The organism is Streptomyces sp. 5-10 (assembly GCF_014712245.1).
GTDB classification, from domain to species: domain Bacteria; phylum Actinomycetota; class Actinomycetes; order Streptomycetales; family Streptomycetaceae; genus Streptomyces; species Streptomyces violaceusniger.
On the sequence record NZ_JACVYG010000003.1, the window covers coordinates 338926 to 358128 of the forward strand.

The window sequence follows — 19203 nt, forward strand, 5'->3', positions numbered from 1 at the left end:
GCGCGCGGCACGTCCGTCGCACCACCACACCGGCAGGAGCCCGCATGCCCTCGTTCGTCCGGAAAGCCCGCCAGCGCTTCCTGATACTGGGCGGCACCGGCTTCGTATCCGGTGCGGTGGCCGCGGAAGCCGTCGCCCGAGGCCACGACGTCACCTGTGTGGCCCGCGGCACCGGAGGGAGCCCACCGGAGGGGGCCCGCCTCTTCCGTGCCGACCGCGACGCCCCTGACGCGCTCGCCGGTCTGGCCGACACCCGCTTCGACGCGGTGGTCGAGACGGCGACCCTCTCCCTCCCCTGGGTCCACCGGGCGCTGCGGGCCGTGTCCGCGGACCACTGGACGTTCGTCTCCTCCATCAGTGTCTACGCCGACACCCATACCCGCGGCCAGACCGCCCGGTCCGCCCCGCTGCGCCCCGCGCTTCCGCACGACACCACCAGCTACGACCCGGCGCACGATCCCGAACCGTCCCAGGCCAGGTACGGAGGGGTGAAGCTCGCCTGCGAGCACGCGGTCCGGGAGGCCACCGGCGACCGGAGCTTCATCGTCCGCCCGGGACTGGTCATCGGTCCCGGCGACGACGTCGGTCCCTTCGGTTACTGGCCCCTGCGCATGGCACGCGGCGGAACCGCCGTCGTCCCCCCGGACGAGGCGGCCGACGGCTCGCCCCTGCCCGCCCAGTGTCTCGATGTGCGCGACCTGGCCGCATGGATCGTCGACCGGGCCTGCGAGCGCGCGTCGGGGGTGTTCGACGCCGCCGGACCCCCGGTCCCGCTCCGGTCGCTGCTCGGGGAGGTCGCCGACGCCGTGGGTCATGATGCCCTCGAGCTCGTGCCGGTACCGGAGGACATCCTGCGGAACGCCGGTGTCCAGCCGTGGACCGGCCCTCGGTCGCTCCCTCTCTGGCCGCCCCGGGAGCTGTACGGTGCCCTCTCCCGCGATGTCGCCCCCTCCGTCGACGCGGGTCTGCGAAGCCGCCCCATCGGCGAGACGGCCGAGGCGGTGCTCCGGGACCGACTCGACAGGGGCGCCGGGAAACGGCCCGTGGCGGGGCTGACTCCGGTCGAGGAGGCGGCCGTGCTGCGGTCCACGTGGAGCTGATCCCGGTCCGGAGGGGGCGGAGGTGACGGCGCCCGGCCTCGCTCCCGCGGGCCGGCGGCATGGTCTTGAACGGGTGCGTGTGCAACTGGAGTTGGACCAGGAGTGCCATCCGCAGATGGCATACATCCGTCACCGGCGTTGATACGTTCTGCACGTTTTGACGTTCTCTACGTCAGGAGACGCCGTGGCCCCGGCAACCCCGCCGCTTTCCGCCCCCGTGAGACTGTCCTCGTTGACCGGCCTTCGATTCGTCGCCGCGTTCGCGGTGTTCGCCTCGCACACCTACCTGGCCCTGTGGTTCGACGGGGACTGGGAAGGCGACACACCGGCCACCGTCGCCCTGATAACCGCGCGTTCGGGGGTCGGATTCTTCTTCGTGCTGAGCGGGTTCGTCCTGGCCTGGTCGGCGCGGCCCGGCGACCGTGCTCGCGCCTTCTGGCGCCGCCGGGCAGCGAAGATCTACCCGACACACGCCGTCACCTGGTTCGCCGCCATGGTGCTGATCCACTGGACGGGCGGACAGGTCGCCGCCCGCCAGGCGGTGCCGAACCTCCTGCTCGTGCAGTCCTGGTCACCGGTCTTCGACGTCTACGACAGCGTCAACGGCGTTTCCTGGTCGCTGTCGTGCGAGGCGTTCTTCTATCTGTGCTTCCCGCTGCTCATCCATCTCGTCCGGCGCATCCCCGCCACCCGTCTGTGGAGCTGGGCGGCCGGGACGGCCCTCGCGGTGATCCTGCTGCCCCTGGTGGCCACGGCGGCCTTCGCCCCGGAGCCGCACTTCTTCACCCTCCCGGTGTCGCTGCACCGGTACTGGTTCGTCTACACCTTCCCGCTCACCCGGCTGCTGGAATTCGTGCTCGGCATCCTCCTGGCCAGGGCCGTGCTGGAGGGGCGGGGCAGGGCGGTCCGGTTCCGTCACGCGCTCCCGGCTCTGGCGGTGGGATATCCGCTGGCCGTCCAGGTGCCCTTCCTGTACGCGATCGCGGCCGTCCTGGTCGTCCCCATGTCGCTGCTGATCCTCGCGGCCGCCGGCGCCGACATCCGCGGCTCCCGCTCACCGGTGCGGCACCCGCTGATGGTGTGGCTGGGGAACATCTCCTTCGCGCTGTACATGGTGCACTTCCTGGTGCTGCAGTACGTGTACCGGCTGATCGACGAGAACCACACCGCCGGGAACGGCGTACGGGCCGGGAGCGCCGTGCTCCTCTTCGCCCTCTCGCTGCTCGCGAGCTGGGCGATGTACACCTTCGTCGAGCGACCGCTGACCCGCCGCTGGGGCGGACCCCCGTCGACGCCGCGGGGGACACCGCCGGCCGCTCCCCGGCGGACGGGCGGAGCGGCCGTGGCCCCTTGAGCCGCCCCGCGAGGGCGGACCAAGGGGCCGGGGAAGGCACCCCGTACGGGGGATGGGGGCGCCTTCTGTCAGATGGCTTCAGCGGGCGCGGGCCACCCTGCGGTGGACCGTGCCGTGCGGGTCCTCACAGTGCCGCCCCGGCTCCTCCGGCCCGCCGGCCCCCGAGGAGGGCGTTCCGGGAGCGTGATCGACCTCCAGCGTGGCGTGGGTGATCCCGTACTCCTCGCGCAGATCCGCCTGGAGCACCGTGCGTACGGCGTGGCAGTCGCCCCCGGGCCTCACCAATACGTGGGCGGAGAGGACCACTTCACCGGAGGTGATCTCCCAGATGTGGAGATCGTGCACCTCCACGACGCCGTCGTGCCCCGCCATCCGATGACCCACGTCATCCGGCTCGACCCCGGAGGGGGCCGCTTCGAGAAAGATCCGGACCGAGGACCGGACCAGCGAGACCCCGGACACGACCATGAGCATGACCACCACGAGCGAGGCGATCGCGTCGGCCCGGGTGAATCCGGTCAGCATCACGACGGCGCCGGCCACCGCCGTGGCGATGAAGGCATAGAGGTCGGTGATGACATGCTGGAACGCGCCTTCGACGTTCAGCGAGGAGCGATTGGCCTTCGACATGCACCAGACTGCGGCGACGTTCACCACCACGCCCGACAGGGCCGTCACCAGCACCATGGCGCCGTCGACCTCGGGCGGATCCAGCAGCCGCTCCACGTTCTCATAGGTCAGCCAGGCGGAGAGCAGCAGCAGGGTGAGGCCGTTGGCCAGCGCGGAGAGGATTTCCGTGCGTTTCAGCCCGAAGGTGTACCCGCCGCGTGCAGGTCGGGCGGCCAGATTCATGGCCACCAGGGCCAGTGCGATGGAACCGGCATCGGAAAGCATATGGGCCGCGTCGGAGAGCAGCGCCATCGAATGTGCGGCGAAAGCGACAATGACTTCCGCAACCATGTAGGCGACGATCAACCCGAGCGCGATGGATAACCAACGCCGATCGGCGTCGGGGGCTATCTCATGATGATGCCCCGCGTGCCCATGATCGTGTCCGTGACCATGATGACGTCCGTGACCGTGCCCCGGGTCGGCCGTTTGACCACCGCCATTCCGCTTCGAGTCGCTTTCATCGGCGCCCCCGCTCTCCTGCAGCTGCGTCATCGAGAGTCCCATCACTCCTGGACCTGGTGGAGAAAGTGAAGCGCATCGGACGGGTAATTTCAAAGGCTGCAATGGAGACGGTTATCAAGACCGTGCCCTGGCGAAGCGAAAACATCCATTCGCTTTTCCGAACCGGGAAAAGGGTGGGCCCAGCGCGGGAACGCGGCTTCCTGGCCGCGCGGCGGCCGTCCGGCCGTCGGACGGCCGCGGGAACCCGATCGAGGCTCTGCCCGCGCTGCTACTCGGCCCCTTCGTCGCGTGCTGCTCGATCGTTGGAACCTCGCAAGGACACGTGCGCGCTCAACTCCCTGACGGGCAGCGCCCTGCGCCTGGGAGCTCCCCCGCTGGGAGCGCTGATCGCCATGTACCTCGCCGCCAACGCCGGCCTGACCGCGTCCCGCCTCCCCGCGCCAGGAGGCCCTGTACTACCTGAATCAGGCGGCTCCCGACCTGCCCACCTACAACGTGCCCGTGGCCTTGCGTTGACGGGCGGACTGGACGATGGGCCATCCGCGGTGATGCCGAGCGAGTCCGGGACTACCTGCACGGCGCCGCGTATCTGTTTCGGCTGCGCCAACTCCACGCCGGTGGCTCGGTGCTGCCGATCTCGCTGAACGACTACCGGCCGGCTCCGCTGCCGAACTGACCCGAAGTCCGTCGCCGCAGGTGACGGAGGCGGCGGGGCGTCTCGGCTGGGTGCGGCGTCCGCGGACGGGACAGCCCGCGCCGCGTCCCCGCCGGTTCGGGCCGCCTCGGGATCCCACGACGCGCATGAGCCCGGGAAGTGGGCTTACCGTGGAAGGGTCATCGTGCGGATGTCCGTCATGGGCCGATGAGCGGATTGAACGGATCGAAGCAATGGCCGAAGCGACCAAGACAGCCCCTCGTACCAGCGCACAGTCCCGGGCCCGGGCCTCGGCTCCGGCCGCGAGGAGACGATCCCGTGGTCCCCGCGCCGCGGCCGAGGACGTGTCCGCGCGCCATTCGGTGACCGTCCAGTTCGATGGACGGCGGGTGGAGCTGCCGTCGCAGGAGCAACTGTGCTTCCTCGCCGGGCTCGGCGTCATCGCCGCCGTCGGGATCATCGATTGGCCGGTGGCGGCGGCCATAGCGGTCGGGCACGGGCTGGCCCACAGCCAGCACGGCAAGGCACTGCGCGAGTTCGGAGAGGCCCTGGAAGAGGCATGACACAGCAGACACCGGACAGGCCACAGACACCGGACTACCCCGCGATGATCGTTCCGGTCGGGCATGTGGAGCCCGTGCCGCGCCGCATCCGTGGCTTCGTGGCCGGGCGTCCCGTCTTCGACACCGTGCGGGCGCGCTATGTGTGGCTCTGGCCGGGCTATCCCCAATACTGCGTGCCCCGCGACGACATCGTCGAGGGGGCGCTCGTCGACGAGGGCCGGAGCATGGCGCTGAAGGTCGGCGGAGCGCGCCGCCAGACCCTCCAGGTGGGCTCGCTCACCCGCCCGGGCGCGGCCTGGGAGTGGGGCGAGGACGCGCCCTCCGGCATCGTGGGCCATGTCAGCTTCCGGTGGGAGGCCATCGACGCCTGGTTCGAGGAGGACGAGCAGGTGTTCGTCCACCCCAGGAGCCCGTACACCCGCGTCGACGCGCTCCGGTCGGGCCGTGCCGTGCGCGTCGAGCTGGACGGCGCCGTGCTCGCCGACGCCCCGAGCTCGGTGATGGTGCTGGAGACGGGGCTCCCGACGCGCTACTACCTGGACCGGGTGTATCTGGACTGGACGCGCATGGAGCCCACCGAGACCGTCACCAGCTGTCCGTACAAGGGCATGACGAGCGGCTACTGGTCCGTGCGGACCGACACCGCCATCCACCCGGACCTCGCCTGGACCTATGACTTCCCGACCCGCCAGGTGTCCCCCATCGCGGGGCTGGTCGCCTTCTACAACGAGAAGGTCGACCTCTACCTGGACGGAAAGCCGCTTCCCCGGCCGGCCCCGGTCTCCAGGGCGAACTGGGAGAAGGAACACCGGTAGGCGTAAAACACCTCCTCGTCCGGAAGGGCCCTGGGCTTCCGCCCAGGGCCTACGCGCGTATTCCCCCGCTAGACTTGACGCTCCGTCAGTTTCGCTCACGGAACGCGCACACCCCAGGCCCACGAGAGGAGAACCGCCATGAAAGCGCACCGCGGCACCAGATGGCTCCCGCTGCCCACCGCACTCCTGCTCGCCCTGCTCCCCACCAGCGCCTCCGCGTACCCCAACCCCGGCCGGGTGACGGGCGACACCGTCGTCCACGACCCGTCGATGGTCCGCGCCGCCGACGGCACCTATCTGCTCTACTCCACCCACGGCGGTCTGGAGGCCCGCACCTCCACCGACCGGATCGCCTTCAGCCGCTCGGGCAGCGCCTTCACCACACCGCCCTCCTGGTGGCGGACGTACTCCGCCGGCAACGACCCCTGGGCGCCGGACATCTCGTACCAGGGCGGCGGCTATCTGATGTACTACGCCGTCTCGTCCTTCGGCTCCAGCAACTCCGCCATCGGCCTCGCCACCTCCCCCAGCGGCAGGGCCGGGACCTGGACCGACCGCGGCATCGTGCACGCCACCACCGGCTCCAGCGACTACAACGCCATCGACCCCAACCTCCTCGTCGACAGCGACGGAAAGTGGTGGCTGTCGTTCGGCTCGTGGTGGTCGGGGCTGAAGATGATCCGCCTGGACCCCGCCACCGGCAAGCAGTACGCGGGCGACCGGACCGTCTACGCCATCGCCTCCCGGCCCACCGGCACCAAGGCGATCGAGGGCCCGTCGGTCGTCAAGCGCAACGGCTACTACTACCTGTTCGCGTCGTACGACACCTGCTGCGCGGGCACCAGCTCCACGTACAAGATCAAGGTCGGCCGCGCCACCAGCCCCACCGGTCCGTACTACGACAAGAACGGGGTGAACATGATGAACAACGGCGGTACCCCGGTCCTCGAGTCCCACGGCCGCTACATCGGCCCCGGCGGGCAGTCGGTGATGAGCGACGTCGACGGCGATCTGCTCGTCTACCACTACTACGACGGCCAGGACAACGGCACCCCGAAGCTGGGCGTCAACCTGCTGAGCTGGTCCGGCGGCTGGCCGACCGCGTACTGACACCCCACATGGTGGCTGCCGTCCCCACGGGGCCGTGGGGACGGCAGCCACCATGTGATCGCCAAGCGTCATTTGACGCCGATGTGTGCTCCGGGGCCGAGCGGCAGGTCCAGGCCGTAGAAGATGCCGAGGATCGCCAGCCACACCACCAGGAACGGCACCACGAAGATGGCGAGCCGGGAGATGAGGGTCCCGAGGCGGGCCTCCGGTTCGTATTCGCGGACCATCGCCAGGACCAGGAGGAGATACGGGTTCATCGGGGTGATGGCGCCGGTCGCGGAGTCGCCGATGCGGAAGGCCGCCTGGCTGAGCGCCGGGCTCATGTCCATCAGCATGAAGGCCGGGATGAAGACGGGACCGACCAGGGACCACAGGGCGGATCCGGAGAGGATCACCAGATTGAGGCAGGAGGCCAGCAGGACGAACGCGATGATCGCCCAGAAGCCGGTCACGCCGATGGAGTTGAACAGCGCGGCCGCCTTCACCGCCAGCAGCACCCCGAGGTTGGACCAGGTGAAGACCGCGATGACCTGGGCGGCGAAGAACATCATCACGATGTAGCCGGACATGTTCTTCACCGAGTCGGTCATGGCGGTGACCACGTCCTCGGTGCCGGTGAGCTGCTTGACCGTGAAGCCGTAGGTGAGCCCGGCGAGCAGGAAGGCGCCGAAGAGCACCGGGACGACACCGGTCAGCACCGGCGAGGGCACGAAGGCCCCGCCCTCCCCGCGCAGCGGGGCGCCGGGCGGCAGCCACAGCGCGAGGACCGCCGCCAGATACACACCGACGACCGCGCAGGTGACCGCGAGCCCCTTGCGCTGCACCGGGGTGAGCGTCAGGTCCTCCCCCGTGGCCTCCTCGCCCTCGGCCGCGTGGTAGGTGCCCAGGCGCGGTTCGAGGACGCGGCTGATGAGGAATCCGCCGAGCAGCCCCAGGACGACGCTGCTGGCGGCGGTGAAGAAGTAGTTGATGAGCACATGGATGTGCAGGCCCTCGGCGGCCGGGAGCACCGAGGCCGCCTGCTGGGTGATGCCCACGTACAGGGCGTCCAGCGAGCCGATGGTGAACCCCGCCGCATAGCCCGCGGTGACGCACGCGAAGCCGCCGATGAGGCCCGCGACGGGATGGCGCCCGGCGCTTTTGAACACCAGGGCCGCCAGCGGTGGCAGCACGATGGCGCCGACGTCGCTCATCATGTGTGCCTGGCTGGCGATGATCGCCACCGCGTACGGCAGCGCGGCGCGCGGCACCCGGGCCAGCGTGGCCCGCATCGCGGTCTCCAGCAGACCGGTCTTCTCCGCGAGCCCGACCACCATCATCAGCACCAGTACGGCGCCGATCGGCGGGAACGTGGCGAAGTTGGGGATCAGGTTCTCCAGCAGCCAGCGCAGCCCCTCACCGGTGAGCAGCCCGCCGATGGACTTGGTGTCCTCGGTGCCGGGGACGGTGACGGAGACACCGGCGAGGGCGAGGACGGTGGAGACGACGGCCAGCAGCGCGAAGAGCCCGGCGAACAGGACGATGGGGTTGGGCAGGGCGTTGCCGGCGCGTTCGATGAAGGAGAGGACACGGTCGAGCCCGCCACGCCGCTCCTTGTCCGGCGAGGTGCCCCCCGGGGCCGGGAGCCCGGTCACGGCCGGCATCAGGGCCGCCCTCCGGCCGGCGTGGCCGACGGCAGGAGGCCCTTGGTGTCCTTGCGGACATGTCCGTCCTGCACCACGCACACCACGTTGGCGGGATCGCCGAGCACACCGATGTCCGCGAGCGGATCGCCCTCGCAGATGACGAGATCGGCGATGCGGCCGGGGGCCAGCGTGCCGAGCCGGTCGGCGACGCCGAGGAGTTCGGCGGCGGTCCGGGTGCCCGCCACGATGGCGTCCATGGGGGACATGCCCAGGTCCACGAGGTAGGAGAGCTCCATCAGGTTCTGTCCGTGCGGACAGACGGCGGCGTCGGTGCCGAGCGCGATCCTGGCCCCCTGCTCGATGGCGCGGGAGATGTTCTCCTTGGTGATGCCGGACCAGCGCACCTTCTTCTCGTAGTGATAGGGCTCCATCGTGGCCTTGTTGATGCCCGCGTAGACGGTGGACAGGGTCGGAACGACGAAGACGCCGCGCTCCCCCGCCATCTCCAGGGCCCGGTCGTCCAGGCCGTAGCCGTGCTCGATGCTGGTGACCCCGCCGCGGATGGCGTTGAGGATGCCCGCGTTGCCCTGGGCGTGGGCGGCCACCGGCTTCTCCCCGTGGCGCCGGCACTCGTCGACCACGGCGCGGATCTCCTCCTCCAGGAGCCCCTCGTCGTCCGGCTGGTCGTAGGGGCTGCCCATGCCACCGGTGGCGCAGATCTTGACCAGGTCGGCGCCCGCGCGCAGCACCTTGCGCACGGCCAGCCGCGCCTCGTCCTCGGTGTCGGCGAGTTCGGACATCTCCCCGCCGCTGAGGTCGGTGCCGTCGGGCAGCCGCACATCGGCGTGACCGCCGGTGTGGCTGATGATCCGTACGGCGGTGTGCAGCCGGGGGCCCTCGATCCGGCCGGTCTCGACGGCGGTGCGGTACCCGGTGGCCAGCCCGCCCAGGTCCCGGGCGGTGGTGATGCCCGCGTCGAGGGTCTGCCGCATGCGGGTGGCGGTGTCGAAGGTGACCAGGACCGGGTCGAGTTCACCGCGGCGGCCGGGCGGTGAGGCGTGGGCGTAGGCGAGGTGGGTGTGGCAGTCGAAGAAACCCGGCAGCACGGTGCGGCCGCCCGCGTCGATGACACGGCCGGTGAAGGCGTCGCCGGGGGCCGGGGGCGCGGTGGCCGCCGGGCCCGCGTAGGTGAGGGTTCCTTCGGCGTCGGCGATGACGACGGCGTCCGCGATCGGGGCCGCCCCGGTACCGTCGACCAACGTGGCGTTCTCCACGCGCAGAGCGGTCCTGGTGGTCTCGGACGTGGTGGGTTCCGTCATGAGCTCGATCTCACTCCTCGTTGAGAGAACTGGTGGGGAGGAGTGTCGATCCATCGCATGTTTCGGGTGTTATCATGCAGCATTCCATTGACATTCACATGCGATACGCAGAAAAGCGCCGCCCATGCACACGCAGGATTTCGCCGCGCATGACCTGGACGAGCTGGATCGCGGCCTCGTACACGCACTGCAGATCCACCCCAGGGCCCCATGGACTCTCGTCGGTGATGTTCTCGCGGTGAACCCGGTGACGGCCGCGCGGCGCTGGCACCGGCTCCAGGAGGCGGGGCTCGCCTGGGTGACCGCCTACCCCCAGCTGTCCGACTCCCGGATCGTGGTGACCGGCATCGTCGAGGTCGACGCCGAGCCCGGGGTCGGCGAGGACGTGGCCGAGGCCCTGGCGGCCGAGCCCTCGGTGGCGAACGTCAAGGTCACGGCCGGAAGCCGGGATCTGGTGATCGCGCTGCAGGCGTCCGACCTGGGTGAGCTCTCCCAGCTCACCACCATCCTCTTCCGCGGCGCGCCGGGGGTACGGGCGACACGTACGCATGTGGCCACGGCCCTGGCCTCCGAGGGCAGCCGGTGGCGGCTGCGCGCCCTGGACGCCGCCCAGTGCGCCCGTCTCCAGGCGGCGCTCCCGCCGACCGAACCGCTCCCCTCGGGGGCGACCGGCTGGGACCCCCTGGACATACGGCTCCTGGAGCTGCTGAGCGTCGACGGCCGGATGGCGGTCAGCGACCTGGCGGAGCACGCCGACACGCCGCTGACCACGGTCCGTCGAAGGCTGCGGTCGCTGCTCGGCGCGCGGGTGTGTCTGCGCTGCGACCTGGCCCGGCCGCTGTCCGGGTGGCCGCTGTCCGCGGTGTACTTCGCGTCCGTACCGGCCGAGCGCCTGGAGGAGACCAGCCGGGCGCTGGCCGGGGTGCGGGAGGTCAGGTCGTGTGCGATCACGGCGGGCCCGCACAACCTCGTCATCGACGTCTGGCTGCGCGCGTCCGGCGATGTGCACGCCTTCGAGGCGCATCTGTCGAGGCGGCTGCCGCGGCTGACCATCGAGGACCGCTCGGTGGTGCTGCGCACCGTCAAGCACATGGGCCGGTTGCTGGACCGCGACGGCCACAGCGTGGGCATCGTCCCGCTGCGCCCCTTCGCCGTTCCGGCTGCCGGGAGTGCCACCGCCACCTGAGGCGGGGGCACACGGTACGCGTCGATGTCGCGGCCATCTCGTCGGAAATGGCGGGCGGGGCACACCGGACGTGAAGGCGCTGTCCGGTGTTCGTATGGGTGCCATCTGCCGGTACCCGCCGCCGGACACGCTGGGGCGCCATGGCACCTGTGCGCGCGACAGTCCAAGCCGTTCCGCTGGTGGCTACGGCCATCGTCATGCTCGACGCGGCCACCGACTTCTTCCCGGACGCCCCGCTGATCGGCGTCATCACACCGGTGCGCCTCGCCGTACTGGCGGGGCTGGTCGCGACGGCGGTGACGGCCCCGCGACTGGCCACGTTCCGCACCCGGCTCGACCTCGCCATCGCGCTGCTCCTGCTCAGCGCCATCGCCACCACCTATGTCGGCGGGCACCCCGACGCGCCGCTGCGCGCCCTGATGACCGCTCTCGCCACCTTCTATCTACTGGTCGGGGTGCGGCGGTCGCAGCCCGAGTCCTGGCGGGCGGTGGCGCTGCTCGCGCTGGTCTGCGTGGCGGCCGCGGCCACTTCGGCGTTCGCGCAGGTGACCAACGAGGTGCCGACCGGCTTCTGCCGCACCGGTCTCTTCACCGACGTGGACTGCGACAGTGGCGGGGCCGGTGCGATGATCCGCGCCACGGGCACCTTCGCCAACCCCAACCTGCTCGCCGCGTTCCTGGTGCTGCTGACCCCGATCGCCCTGCTGACGGCGGTGACGGTCGCCGAGCGCACGGCCCGGGTCGCCGTCGTGGCCGTGGGTCTCCTCGCGTACGGCGCGGTGCTGACCACCTTCTCCCGGGCGGGCTGCGTCGCGGCCGCGGCGGGTCTGCTGGTGCTCGGTGGCGCGTACTGGCTCGCCCCGCGCCTCGGCCGGTGGGGCGTGCGGACGCTGACGACCGTGGGGCTGGCCGGGCTGGCGGCGGTGACGGTGGCGCTGTGGGTGGTGTCGCGGGCCGGTGACGCGCTCGGGGTCCGGGGCCAGGCGTGGAAGGCGGCCGTGGACCTGGCCGTGGACCATCCGCTCGGTGTCGGTCTCGGCCGGGCCGGCGACGCCGTCTCCGCGGCCGTACCCGGCGGCAGGACGTTCGTCCACGCGCACAACATGTGGCTGAACTGGCTGGCCGAAGCGGGCGTGGCCGGGTTGCTCGGCATCCTGCTGGTGACGGTGATCGCCGTCGCCTCGGCGGTCAGCGCCGCCCGGGAGAAGTCCGTGGCCGGTGTCGTCGGGCTGGCCGCCCTGACGGGGTTCTTCCTCGCGGCCACGGTGGACCACCCGGCCAACCTGGACCGTATCGCCATGCTCTTCTGGCTGGTCCTCGGCCTCGTCATGGCCGAGGTCCCGGGCGGGTGGCGGGAGTCCGGGAGGCCCGCGCAGGCCACCGGCCGGCCGGGCCGCCGCGCGCGGCGCCATTGAAGCGCTCCGCTGGGACTGCCACGATGCGTTGTGGATCGTCCGCGGCGCCGTCGTGGATGGTGGCCCACGCGGCGGAGCCGCATATCGACACAGCCGTGGCGGAGCCGGATATCGGCACAGCCCCGCGCCCCTTCGGGCGCCTCGCGAGCCCTCAGCCACCTGGGCGTCCCACTTCCCGAAAATCGCTCGCACCGGGCTGGCCGTACGGCTCGCCGCCACGGCGAAGCAGGCGGCTCTACGGACGCTGTGGCCGTCCGGGGTCCGGACAGCGGACCGTCCTCCTGGCCACGCCCGCTCGGTGGCGACGACAGTTGGGCAGGCGGTTCGCGTCAACCGGAAGGCGGGGCACAGCGATGGCGGACACGGTGCGGCGGGGCTACGCGCCCAGCGCCTTCGGGCAGTTGCACTATGCGGAGTGCGGATCCGGCGAGCCGGTGCTGCTGCTGCACCAGACGCCGCGTTCCTGGACCGAGTACGCCGATGTGCTGCCGCTGGTGGGCCGGGCGCACCGGGCGATCGCCATGGACACCGTGGGGTTCGGCGCCTCGGCCAAACCCGAGGGGCCGCACTCGATCGAGCGGTTCGCCGACGGGGTGGAGGCGCTGGCCGACGCCCTCGGGCTGGCCCCGTTCCACCTGGTGGGCCATCACACGGGCGGAGTGGTGGCCGTGGAGGTGGCCGCCCGGCTGGGCGACCGCGTCAGCAGTCTGCTGCTCTCGGCCACGGCCTTCGTGGACGAGGCCAAGCGCACGGCGGCTCCCGCGCGCCCGCCGGTCGACCACGTCGACCCCAAGCCGGACGGCTCGCATCTGGTGGAGGTGTGGAACCGGCGCCGCGGCTTCTACCGGGCGGGCGAGGAGGCCGCGCTGCACCGCTATGTGATCGACGCGCTGACCGTACTGGAGCGGGTGGAGGAAGGACACGAGGCCGTGTACCGGTACCGGATGGACGAGCGGCTGGCGCACATCACCGCCCCGGTGCTGGCCGTGTGCGCGCCGGAGGATCACTACTCGCTGCCCGCGCTGGAGAAGTTCGCGGCGGCGCTCGGCTGCGAGACCGCGGTCCTGTCCGGCGGCCACGTACCCGCGCCCGAGCAGCTGCCCGGGGAGTTCGCCGATGTCGTCACCGCGTGGGTGGACCGGCATCGGCGGTGGCCCGGTCCCACGTCGTCCCGGTGACACCCCTCCTCCGCAGCGCCGCCTTGCGCACCTTGCCGGTCTCGGTGAGCGGCAGTTCGCGCAGGACGTCCACATAGCGGGGGACGGCGAACGGGGGCAGCTCGCGCTCGCAGTGGCGGATCACGTCGGCCAGGTCGAGCGTGCCGCTCGCGCGGGGCACCACGGCGACCATCACCTCGTCCTCGGCCAGCTCGGACGGCACGGGGAAGACGGCCGCGTCGGCCACCTCGGGATGGCCGCGGACGACCGTCTCGACCTCGCACGAGGAGATGTTCTCGCCACGGCGGCGGATCACGTCCTTGATGCGGTCCACGAACCGGAACCAGCCGTCGGGTTCGCGGACCACCCGGTCCCCCGTGTGCCGCCACGCGTCCACCGGCTCCGCCGGCTCGCCCAGGTAGCCGGTGGCGAAGGCGTACGGCCGGTGGCTGCGCACGACCAGCTCACCCGGGGTGCCGTCGGGGACGGGCGTGAGCAGTTCGCCCACCACGCGGGCGTCGAAGCCCTCGCGCAGGGTGCCCATGTAGCCGGGCCGCTGCTCCTCGGGGGTCGTGCCGATGACGAGGTTGGTCTCGGTGGAGCCGAATCCGTCGACCAGGGTGACGCCGAACCGCTCGCGGAACGGCCCCCAGGCGTGGGCCGGTGTCGCCGGGGAGAGTCCGCGCACGGCCCGGTGCGCACGGTCGTGCGGGCCCGGGCGCTGGGCCAGCAGCATCGGCACCATGGCGCCCAGCAGATAGACCACGGTCGCCCCGGCTTCGGCCGCCTCGGTCCAGTACCGGGAGGCCGAGAAGCGCGGGGCGAGGGTGATCGACGCCCCCACGGTCATCGCCTGTGCCAGCGCGTTCAGCGCGTTGGTGTGGAACAGCGGGAGGCAGGTGTGGAGGACGTCGTCCGCGGTGAGGCGCAGCGCGTCGGAGACGTTGCGCCCCCACCAGACGAACTGGGCGTGGGGGCAGCGCACCCCGCGAGAGGTGCCGGTGGTCCCGGAGGTGAACAGGACACACGCGGTGTCCCGCGGGCGGACGGGGGCCGCCGGGAAGGCCGGGCCGCCGCCCGGCCGGGGCGTGCCGTCCGCACCCGCGCGCCACAGCGTCCCCCGGTATCCGGCCGCCCGCACGCGCTCGGCCGTCTCGTCCTCGGCGAGCAGATGGGCGGGGCGGGCCTGGTCCAGGGCGTGTCGCAGCCCGCCGCCGCGCAGCCCGGTGTTCAGGGGGACCAGCTCGGCGCCGAGCCAGGCGGCGCCGAGGAAGAGGTCCACGAGTTCGATCCGGTTGCCCGTCATCGCCGCGACGCGCTCGCCCGGGCGGCAGCCCTGGACCGCGAGGGCCCCCGCCATGGTGGCGGCGGCCTCCCGCATCTCGCGGTAGGTGCGGACCGTGGTCCCGATCCGCAGGAAGGGGCGGTCCCCGTGGTCCCGGGCCGCGGCCTGGAGCAGCCCGGGAATCGTCAGGGTGGTCACCGCAGCACCTCGCGCTCGCGCAGTGCGCGGATCCGCTCCGGTGACAGGCCCGCGACCTCGCGCAGCACATCGTCGGTGTCGGCGCCGAGCACGGGTGCCGCCTTGACGATGCCACCGGGTGTGCGGGTGAGCCGGATGGGCGGGCCCTCGTGCAGGAAGGCCCCCGCCACCGGGTGTTCCGCGCGGACGTAGAAGCCCCTGGCCCGCAGCTGCGGATCGTGCTCCACGAGGTCGCGGCCGTCCCGAACCGGGCCGGCGGGTATGCCGCGCTCCTGGAGGAGTTCGGCGGCGGCGTCGGCCGGCAGGGTCCTGGCCCAGGTGGCGAGGGCGTCGTCGACCAGCTCGGTGTGGTGTGCGCGCCTCTCCGCCGTGCGGGTGCGGTCGTCGGTGGCGAGGTCGGGGCGCCCGATCGCCGTGCACAGCCCGGCCCACTCGGTGTCGTCGCGGACGCTGACGGCCAGCCAGTTGTCGGCGCCCAGGCAGCGGTACACGCCCTGCGGGCTCCACCGCGGGTCGGTGTTCCCGGCGGGCTCGACGGGGTGGAGCAGGCTGGTGCCCATGTGGGAGGCGATCGCCTCGAGCTGGGACAGGTCGATGTGCTGTCCGCGCCCGGTCTCCTCCCGGTGCTCCAGGGCGGCGACGGTGGCGAGCGCGGCCTGGAGCCCCGCGACGATGTCGCCGTGGCCGTAGATCACCCCGACCACGTCGTCCGGGCCCCATCCGGTCAGGCCGGTGAGCCCCGAGCCGGCGGACACCGTGTCCGCGTACGACACCCAGCCGCTGCGCGGGCCGGTGTGCCCCATGCCGGACATGCTGATGTACACCAGGCGGGGGTTGATCTCGCGGAGGGTGTCGTAGCCCAGGCCGAGTTTGGTCATGACGGTGGCGCTGAAGTTCTCCACCAGGACGTCGCAGGAGGCGATGAGGTCGCGCAGCACGGCGACGCCGTCCTCGGTGCGGGTGTCGAGGGCCAGGCTGCGCTTGTTGCGGTTGACCTCGTTGAAGTAGCCGTTGGTGTTCGGATCGGTGTGCGGGCCGCGCGAGAGATGCATGAAGGGCGCGAACCGGGTGGGGTCGGGACGGCCCAGGGACTCCACCTTGATGACATCGGCGCCGTGGTCGGCGAGCACCTTGGTGCCGTACGGCCCGGCGAGCACCCAGGTCAGATCCAGGACGCGGACGCCGTGCAGGGCGGGCCGCGCGGGTTCCACGGAGGCCGCGGGCACCTTCGGGGCCGGGCGGTGCTCGTGCAGCAGCCGCTGGTCCGCGCCCAGGTCCGGGACGTCCAGCTCCTTGATCCGGTGGCCTTCGGGGAAGGCGAAGGGGAAGCCCAGGTCGGTACGGTCCCCGGCGCGGAGGAAGAAGTCACGGGCGGCGAGCTGCGGGTTGCCGGGCAGCTCGTGCGGCAGGTCGACCGCCGCCCAGGGCAGCTTCCTGGACTGGGCGAGCTCGGCGAACTCGGCCTTCGGCCACCGGCCCGCGAACTCCTGCACCACCGCGAAGACATGCTCCTGGTGCTTCTTGCGCTCCACCGGGTCCTGCCAGCGCGGCTCGGCGAGATCGGCCTCGGCGCCCTCCTCGCGCAGCCAGGCGAGCAGCGCGTCCCACATGCGGGGGCTGCCGCCGAGGCCACCGCCGAGGTGGCCGTCGGCGGCGCGGAACAGCCCGTGCGGCACCAGCGGATGCACCCGGCCGGGGCGCGCGGGCACCCGGTCCTCGTGCAGATAGGCGAGGGCGCCCGCCTCCAGGGCGGCGGCCACGCACTCCTGGGCGGACACGTCGGCGAGCTGACCCGGCCCCGTGCGCCTCGCCCGCAGCCCGAGCAGCGCGGCGATCGCGGCGTGCACCCCGGCGAGCTGCTCCGCCTGGTTCTCCGGAAGGCGCAGGGGCGGCCCGTCCGGGTCGCCGACCTGCGCGAGCATCCCGCCGAGCGCGGCGACCACCAGATCGGTCCCCTGCCAGTGGCAGCGGGGCCCCACGGCCCCGAAGGGGGTGACGCGGACGTGGACGAGGTGGCCGAGTCCCGCGACGGTCTCCGGCGCGCCGTCCGGCGTCCCGTCGAGGAGGACGTCGGCTCCCGCCACCAGGCGCCGCAGCTCCTGCGGCGACGCGGGGGTGACGGATCGCTTGCCGGCGTGCCAGTGGACGAAGGCGTCGCCGTCTCGTTCGCGCCGTGTCGGATCGCCCTCCTCGGGCTCGACCAGGACGACCTCGTGTCCGAGGCCGACCAGGAGCCGGCCCGCGAACCGGGTGAAGGGGCTGGACAGTTCGACGACGCGAACGGCCGGGTTGCTCACATCTCCTCCGCGGGATGCTCAGTCGTGCTGCTGGTTCAGGAAGCCGGTGACCGCGGTGTAGTAGGCGTGCGGCCGCTCCTCCTGGGGGTGGTGGGAGGCGTGGTGCATGATGTGCAGATTGCCCTTGGGGACCATGCGGGCGAGCATCAGCGGATAGTCCGGGGTGAGGAACGCGTCGTACATGCCCCAGAGGAAGAGGGTGGGTGCCTGGATGGCACCGAGCTCCGCGGTGAGGTCCTGCCAGTCGCCGCGCGGGTTGTCGGAGGCTCCGGCGAGGGCGGTCTCCTCCGGGTCCAGGCTCTGCTCGTGGCGCAGGGTGACGGTGGCGTCGGGAATGGCGTCCGGGTCGTACCACTCCAGGCGGGCGATCAGCTGCCGCATCTTCTCCCAGGACGGGCCGGTGCCGCCGTAGTACACGTCGCGGGCGTTGCGGCCGCGCCTGCCGCCCTCCGGCAGCGGGGCCAGCGGGCCGTGGAAGACGGGCATGCTGCCGGTGATGGTCAGCGACCGGACCCGCTCGGGGTACTTCGCGGCCAGGTTCAGCGCGATCGTTCCGCCCCATGAGTTGCACACGAAGTCGGCGCGCTCGATGCCCAGGGTGTCGAGCAGCGCGACCGTCTTGGCGGCGTGGTAGTCCCACATCGGGCCTTCGATGACGGGCTTGGCGGACTTGCCGTACTGCAGGATGTCCACGAGGTAGCAGTGGCGGTCCTCGGCGAACAGCGGTGCCACCTGCCCGAAGTCGGACCAGCCCGTGCACCCGGGGCCGCCGCCGTGCAGGAAGACCGTCGGCCTGCCCGTCGTGCCCAGTTCGATGTAGTGGTACGTGACGCCGTCCGCTTCCGCGTGGGCGCCCTCCGGCGGCTTCTGGATGGTCATGAGGTCCATGTCCCGATGGTGTGCGGCCGGTGATCTCCGCCCAAGCGGACCGGTCCGCTGAGCGGGCCGGTCCCGTGGTGAGGTCCTCCGGGCGGTGGCTAGCCTCCCGGCTCATCGTGTCCCCGACGACGCGTGTCCCCAATGGCGCGCGTCCCCGATGATTCGTGTCCGCAGAAAGGCAGCACATGTCCGCGTGGGAAGTGGCCGAGGAACGGGCCAGGGCCGTGCTCGGCCGGCCGGAACACCGGGACCTGGGGGTCGTACGGGCCCAGGACGCGGCGGAGTTCGCGCGCGCGGCCGGGGAGACCAGCCCGCGACTGATCGACCCCGGCGACCCCGGATTCACCGTCCATCCCCTGTACGTGGTGAGTCTGCTGCGGGGGGCGGGCGGCGCCGACCAGAGTGAGTTCCGGCCGGACGGGATGTACCGCGACGAGGTCCCGGGCACCGACGGCCTGGACGTACGGCTCATGGCGGGTGGCCAGGAGGTCAGTTTCACCGGCGAGGTGCGGGCGGGCGACCGGATCGCGGTCCGCCGTGTCCTCACGGACGTCGCGCGCAAGGGGAGCGGTGCCCCGTTCCTGCTGCTGACCGTCGAGAAGACGTACACGGCGGAGCGGTCCACGCTCGCCCGGGTGCGGGAGAGGTTCATCGTCCGATGAGTGCGCACACGGGACAGCCCGTACCGCCGGTGGAGTTCACCCCGGACGCCGTCACGCTGCTGCGGTTCGGGGCGGTCACCCGCAACGCCCACCGCATTCACTACGACACCGGGTTCGCGCGGTCCGAGGGGCTGGACGGCCCGGTCGTCATGGCGCAGTTGCACGGCTGTCTGATGCACCGCGCCGCCATGACGTTCGCGGGGCCGGGCGGACGGGTCCTGGAGGTCGCATGGCAGAACCGGGCACCGGCCCTGGCCGGGGAGCGGCTCGTGGTGAGCGGCACGGTCGGCGCCGTCGATCCGGCGACGGGACGGGTCACCCTGGATCTGGTCGAGCACGGTGGGCGGGGCGATGTGGTGTGCTGCCGGGGCCGGGCCGTGGTCCTGATGGGGTGAGAGCCTGTGTCATATCCCCGGCCGGATCAGCGTGCGGCGTCTGGTGCGTGCGAT

Annotated in this window: 16 protein-coding genes; 10 read left to right on the top strand and 6 right to left on the bottom strand. The window is 71.9% G+C overall.

Annotated elements, in window-relative coordinates; genetic code table 11:
* The first annotated feature begins 44 nt into the window (after positions 1–44).
* Both IEJ02_RS05890 and IEJ02_RS05895 read left to right on the top strand, forming a co-directional pair.
* Entirely contained in the window at positions 45–1100 is a 1056-nt protein-coding gene (locus IEJ02_RS05890) for an NAD-dependent epimerase/dehydratase family protein (RefSeq protein ID WP_191063714.1), read from the top strand.
* 232 nt (positions 1101–1332) lie between these two features.
* Complete coding sequence (locus IEJ02_RS05895) at positions 1333–2454, top strand: acyltransferase family protein (RefSeq protein ID WP_223863412.1); 1122 nt, start codon at positions 1333–1335, stop codon at positions 2452–2454.
* 78 nt (positions 2455–2532) lie between these two features.
* Here the strand turns inward: IEJ02_RS05895 and IEJ02_RS05900 are convergent, their stop codons facing one another.
* Positions 2533–3618 carry a cation diffusion facilitator family transporter gene (locus IEJ02_RS05900; RefSeq protein WP_191063797.1) on the bottom strand — a complete coding sequence of 362 codons (1086 nt, stop codon included), beginning with the start codon at positions 3616–3618 and terminating at the stop codon, positions 2533–2535.
* Between the two features lie 969 nt (positions 3619–4587).
* Between IEJ02_RS05900 and IEJ02_RS05905 the strand changes: the two genes are divergently transcribed.
* The 3 genes from IEJ02_RS05905 (at position 4588) to IEJ02_RS05915 (ending at position 6731) form a co-directional block, all read left to right on the top strand.
* Entirely contained in the window at positions 4588–4806 is a 219-nt protein-coding gene (locus IEJ02_RS05905) for a hypothetical protein (RefSeq protein WP_137981665.1), read from the top strand.
* Positions 4803–5621 carry a DUF427 domain-containing protein gene (locus IEJ02_RS05910; protein ID WP_191063716.1) on the top strand — a complete coding sequence of 273 codons (819 nt, stop codon included), beginning with the start codon at positions 4803–4805 and terminating at the stop codon, positions 5619–5621. Before IEJ02_RS05905 ends, IEJ02_RS05910 begins: the two co-directional genes overlap by 4 nt.
* 138 nt (positions 5622–5759) lie before the next feature.
* The gene (locus IEJ02_RS05915) at positions 5760–6731 is read left to right on the top strand and encodes an arabinan endo-1,5-alpha-L-arabinosidase (RefSeq protein WP_191063717.1); all 972 of its coding nucleotides are present in this window, start codon (positions 5760–5762) and stop codon (positions 6729–6731) included.
* 68 nt (positions 6732–6799) lie between these two features.
* On the opposite strand, the gene IEJ02_RS05920 is transcribed toward IEJ02_RS05915, so the two are convergent.
* Positions 6800–8374: an AbgT family transporter gene (locus IEJ02_RS05920; RefSeq protein WP_191063718.1), complete on the bottom strand. Its 1575-nt coding sequence runs from the start codon at positions 8372–8374 to the stop codon at positions 6800–6802.
* On the bottom strand, positions 8374–9675 hold the full coding sequence (locus tag IEJ02_RS05925; RefSeq protein WP_191063719.1) for a metal-dependent hydrolase family protein: 1302 nt from the start codon (positions 9673–9675) through the stop codon (positions 8374–8376). The genes IEJ02_RS05920 and IEJ02_RS05925 overlap by 1 nt, the downstream gene beginning before the upstream one ends.
* Positions 9676–9799: 124 nt before the next feature.
* Here IEJ02_RS05925 and IEJ02_RS05930 point away from each other — a divergent pair, with 124 nt between their 5' ends.
* The 3 genes from IEJ02_RS05930 to IEJ02_RS05940 all read left to right on the top strand — a co-directional run bounded on the left by IEJ02_RS05930 (position 9800) and on the right by IEJ02_RS05940 (position 13454).
* Entirely contained in the window at positions 9800–10861 is a 1062-nt protein-coding gene (locus IEJ02_RS05930) for an Lrp/AsnC family transcriptional regulator (protein ID WP_191063720.1), read from the top strand.
* A 140-nt stretch (positions 10862–11001) separates the two neighbouring features.
* Positions 11002–12276 (top strand): O-antigen ligase family protein, encoded by a 1275-nt coding sequence (locus IEJ02_RS05935; RefSeq protein WP_191063721.1) that lies wholly within the window; start codon positions 11002–11004, stop codon positions 12274–12276.
* 353 nt (positions 12277–12629) lie between these two features.
* A complete protein-coding gene (locus IEJ02_RS05940; RefSeq protein ID WP_191063722.1) occupies positions 12630–13454 on the top strand; it encodes an alpha/beta fold hydrolase in 825 nt (274 codons plus the stop codon).
* Here the strand turns inward: IEJ02_RS05940 and IEJ02_RS05945 are convergent.
* From IEJ02_RS05945 to IEJ02_RS05955, 3 genes are read right to left on the bottom strand one after another with little or no spacing between them, the layout of a single operon-like run.
* Positions 13399–14916 carry an AMP-binding protein gene (locus tag IEJ02_RS05945; protein WP_191063723.1) on the bottom strand — a complete coding sequence of 506 codons (1518 nt, stop codon included), beginning with the start codon at positions 14914–14916 and terminating at the stop codon, positions 13399–13401. The genes IEJ02_RS05940 and IEJ02_RS05945 overlap by 56 nt on opposite strands.
* Positions 14913–17213 carry a CaiB/BaiF CoA-transferase family protein gene (locus IEJ02_RS50295; protein WP_191063724.1) on the bottom strand — a complete coding sequence of 767 codons (2301 nt, stop codon included), beginning with the start codon at positions 17211–17213 and terminating at the stop codon, positions 14913–14915. The genes IEJ02_RS05945 and IEJ02_RS50295 overlap by 4 nt, the downstream gene beginning before the upstream one ends.
* Positions 17214–17231: 18 nt before the next feature.
* Positions 17232–18101, bottom strand: coding sequence for an alpha/beta fold hydrolase (locus IEJ02_RS05955; protein WP_137981656.1), 870 nt, complete (start codon positions 18099–18101; stop codon positions 17232–17234).
* Positions 18102–18277: 176 nt separating this feature from the next.
* On the opposite strand from IEJ02_RS05955, the gene IEJ02_RS05960 reads away from it, so the two are divergent.
* Entirely contained in the window at positions 18278–18754 is a 477-nt protein-coding gene (locus IEJ02_RS05960; RefSeq protein ID WP_191063725.1) for an FAS1-like dehydratase domain-containing protein, read from the top strand.
* Entirely contained in the window at positions 18751–19149 is a 399-nt protein-coding gene (locus IEJ02_RS05965) for a hotdog family protein (protein WP_191063726.1), read from the top strand. The genes IEJ02_RS05960 and IEJ02_RS05965 overlap by 4 nt, the downstream gene beginning before the upstream one ends.
* Positions 19150–19203 lie beyond the last annotated feature (54 nt).

What these genes read in the sequence shown, in the direction of transcription:
- IEJ02_RS05890 (WP_191063714.1), top strand. Translation starts at nt 45, where the DNA reads ATGCCCTCGTTCGTCCGGAAAGCCCGCCAGCGCTTCCTGATACTGGGC.
- IEJ02_RS05955 (WP_137981656.1), bottom strand. Translation starts at nt 18,101, where the DNA reads ATGGACCTCATGACCATCCAGAAGCCGCCGGAGGGCGCCCACGCGGAA.
- IEJ02_RS05925 (WP_191063719.1), bottom strand. Translation starts at nt 9,675, where the DNA reads ATGACGGAACCCACCACGTCCGAGACCACCAGGACCGCTCTGCGCGTG.
- IEJ02_RS05940 (WP_191063722.1), top strand. Translation starts at nt 12,630, where the DNA reads ATGGCGGACACGGTGCGGCGGGGCTACGCGCCCAGCGCCTTCGGGCAG.
- IEJ02_RS05900 (WP_191063797.1), bottom strand. Translation starts at nt 3,618, where the DNA reads ATGACGCAGCTGCAGGAGAGCGGGGGCGCCGATGAAAGCGACTCGAAG.
- IEJ02_RS05935 (WP_191063721.1), top strand. Translation starts at nt 11,002, where the DNA reads ATGGCACCTGTGCGCGCGACAGTCCAAGCCGTTCCGCTGGTGGCTACG.
- IEJ02_RS05915 (WP_191063717.1), top strand. Translation starts at nt 5,760, where the DNA reads ATGAAAGCGCACCGCGGCACCAGATGGCTCCCGCTGCCCACCGCACTC.
- IEJ02_RS05930 (WP_191063720.1), top strand. Translation starts at nt 9,800, where the DNA reads ATGCACACGCAGGATTTCGCCGCGCATGACCTGGACGAGCTGGATCGC.
- IEJ02_RS05920 (WP_191063718.1), bottom strand. Translation starts at nt 8,374, where the DNA reads ATGCCGGCCGTGACCGGGCTCCCGGCCCCGGGGGGCACCTCGCCGGAC.
- IEJ02_RS05960 (WP_191063725.1), top strand. Translation starts at nt 18,278, where the DNA reads ATGTCCGCGTGGGAAGTGGCCGAGGAACGGGCCAGGGCCGTGCTCGGC.
- IEJ02_RS05965 (WP_191063726.1), top strand. Translation starts at nt 18,751, where the DNA reads ATGAGTGCGCACACGGGACAGCCCGTACCGCCGGTGGAGTTCACCCCG.
- IEJ02_RS05910 (WP_191063716.1), top strand. Translation starts at nt 4,803, where the DNA reads ATGACACAGCAGACACCGGACAGGCCACAGACACCGGACTACCCCGCG.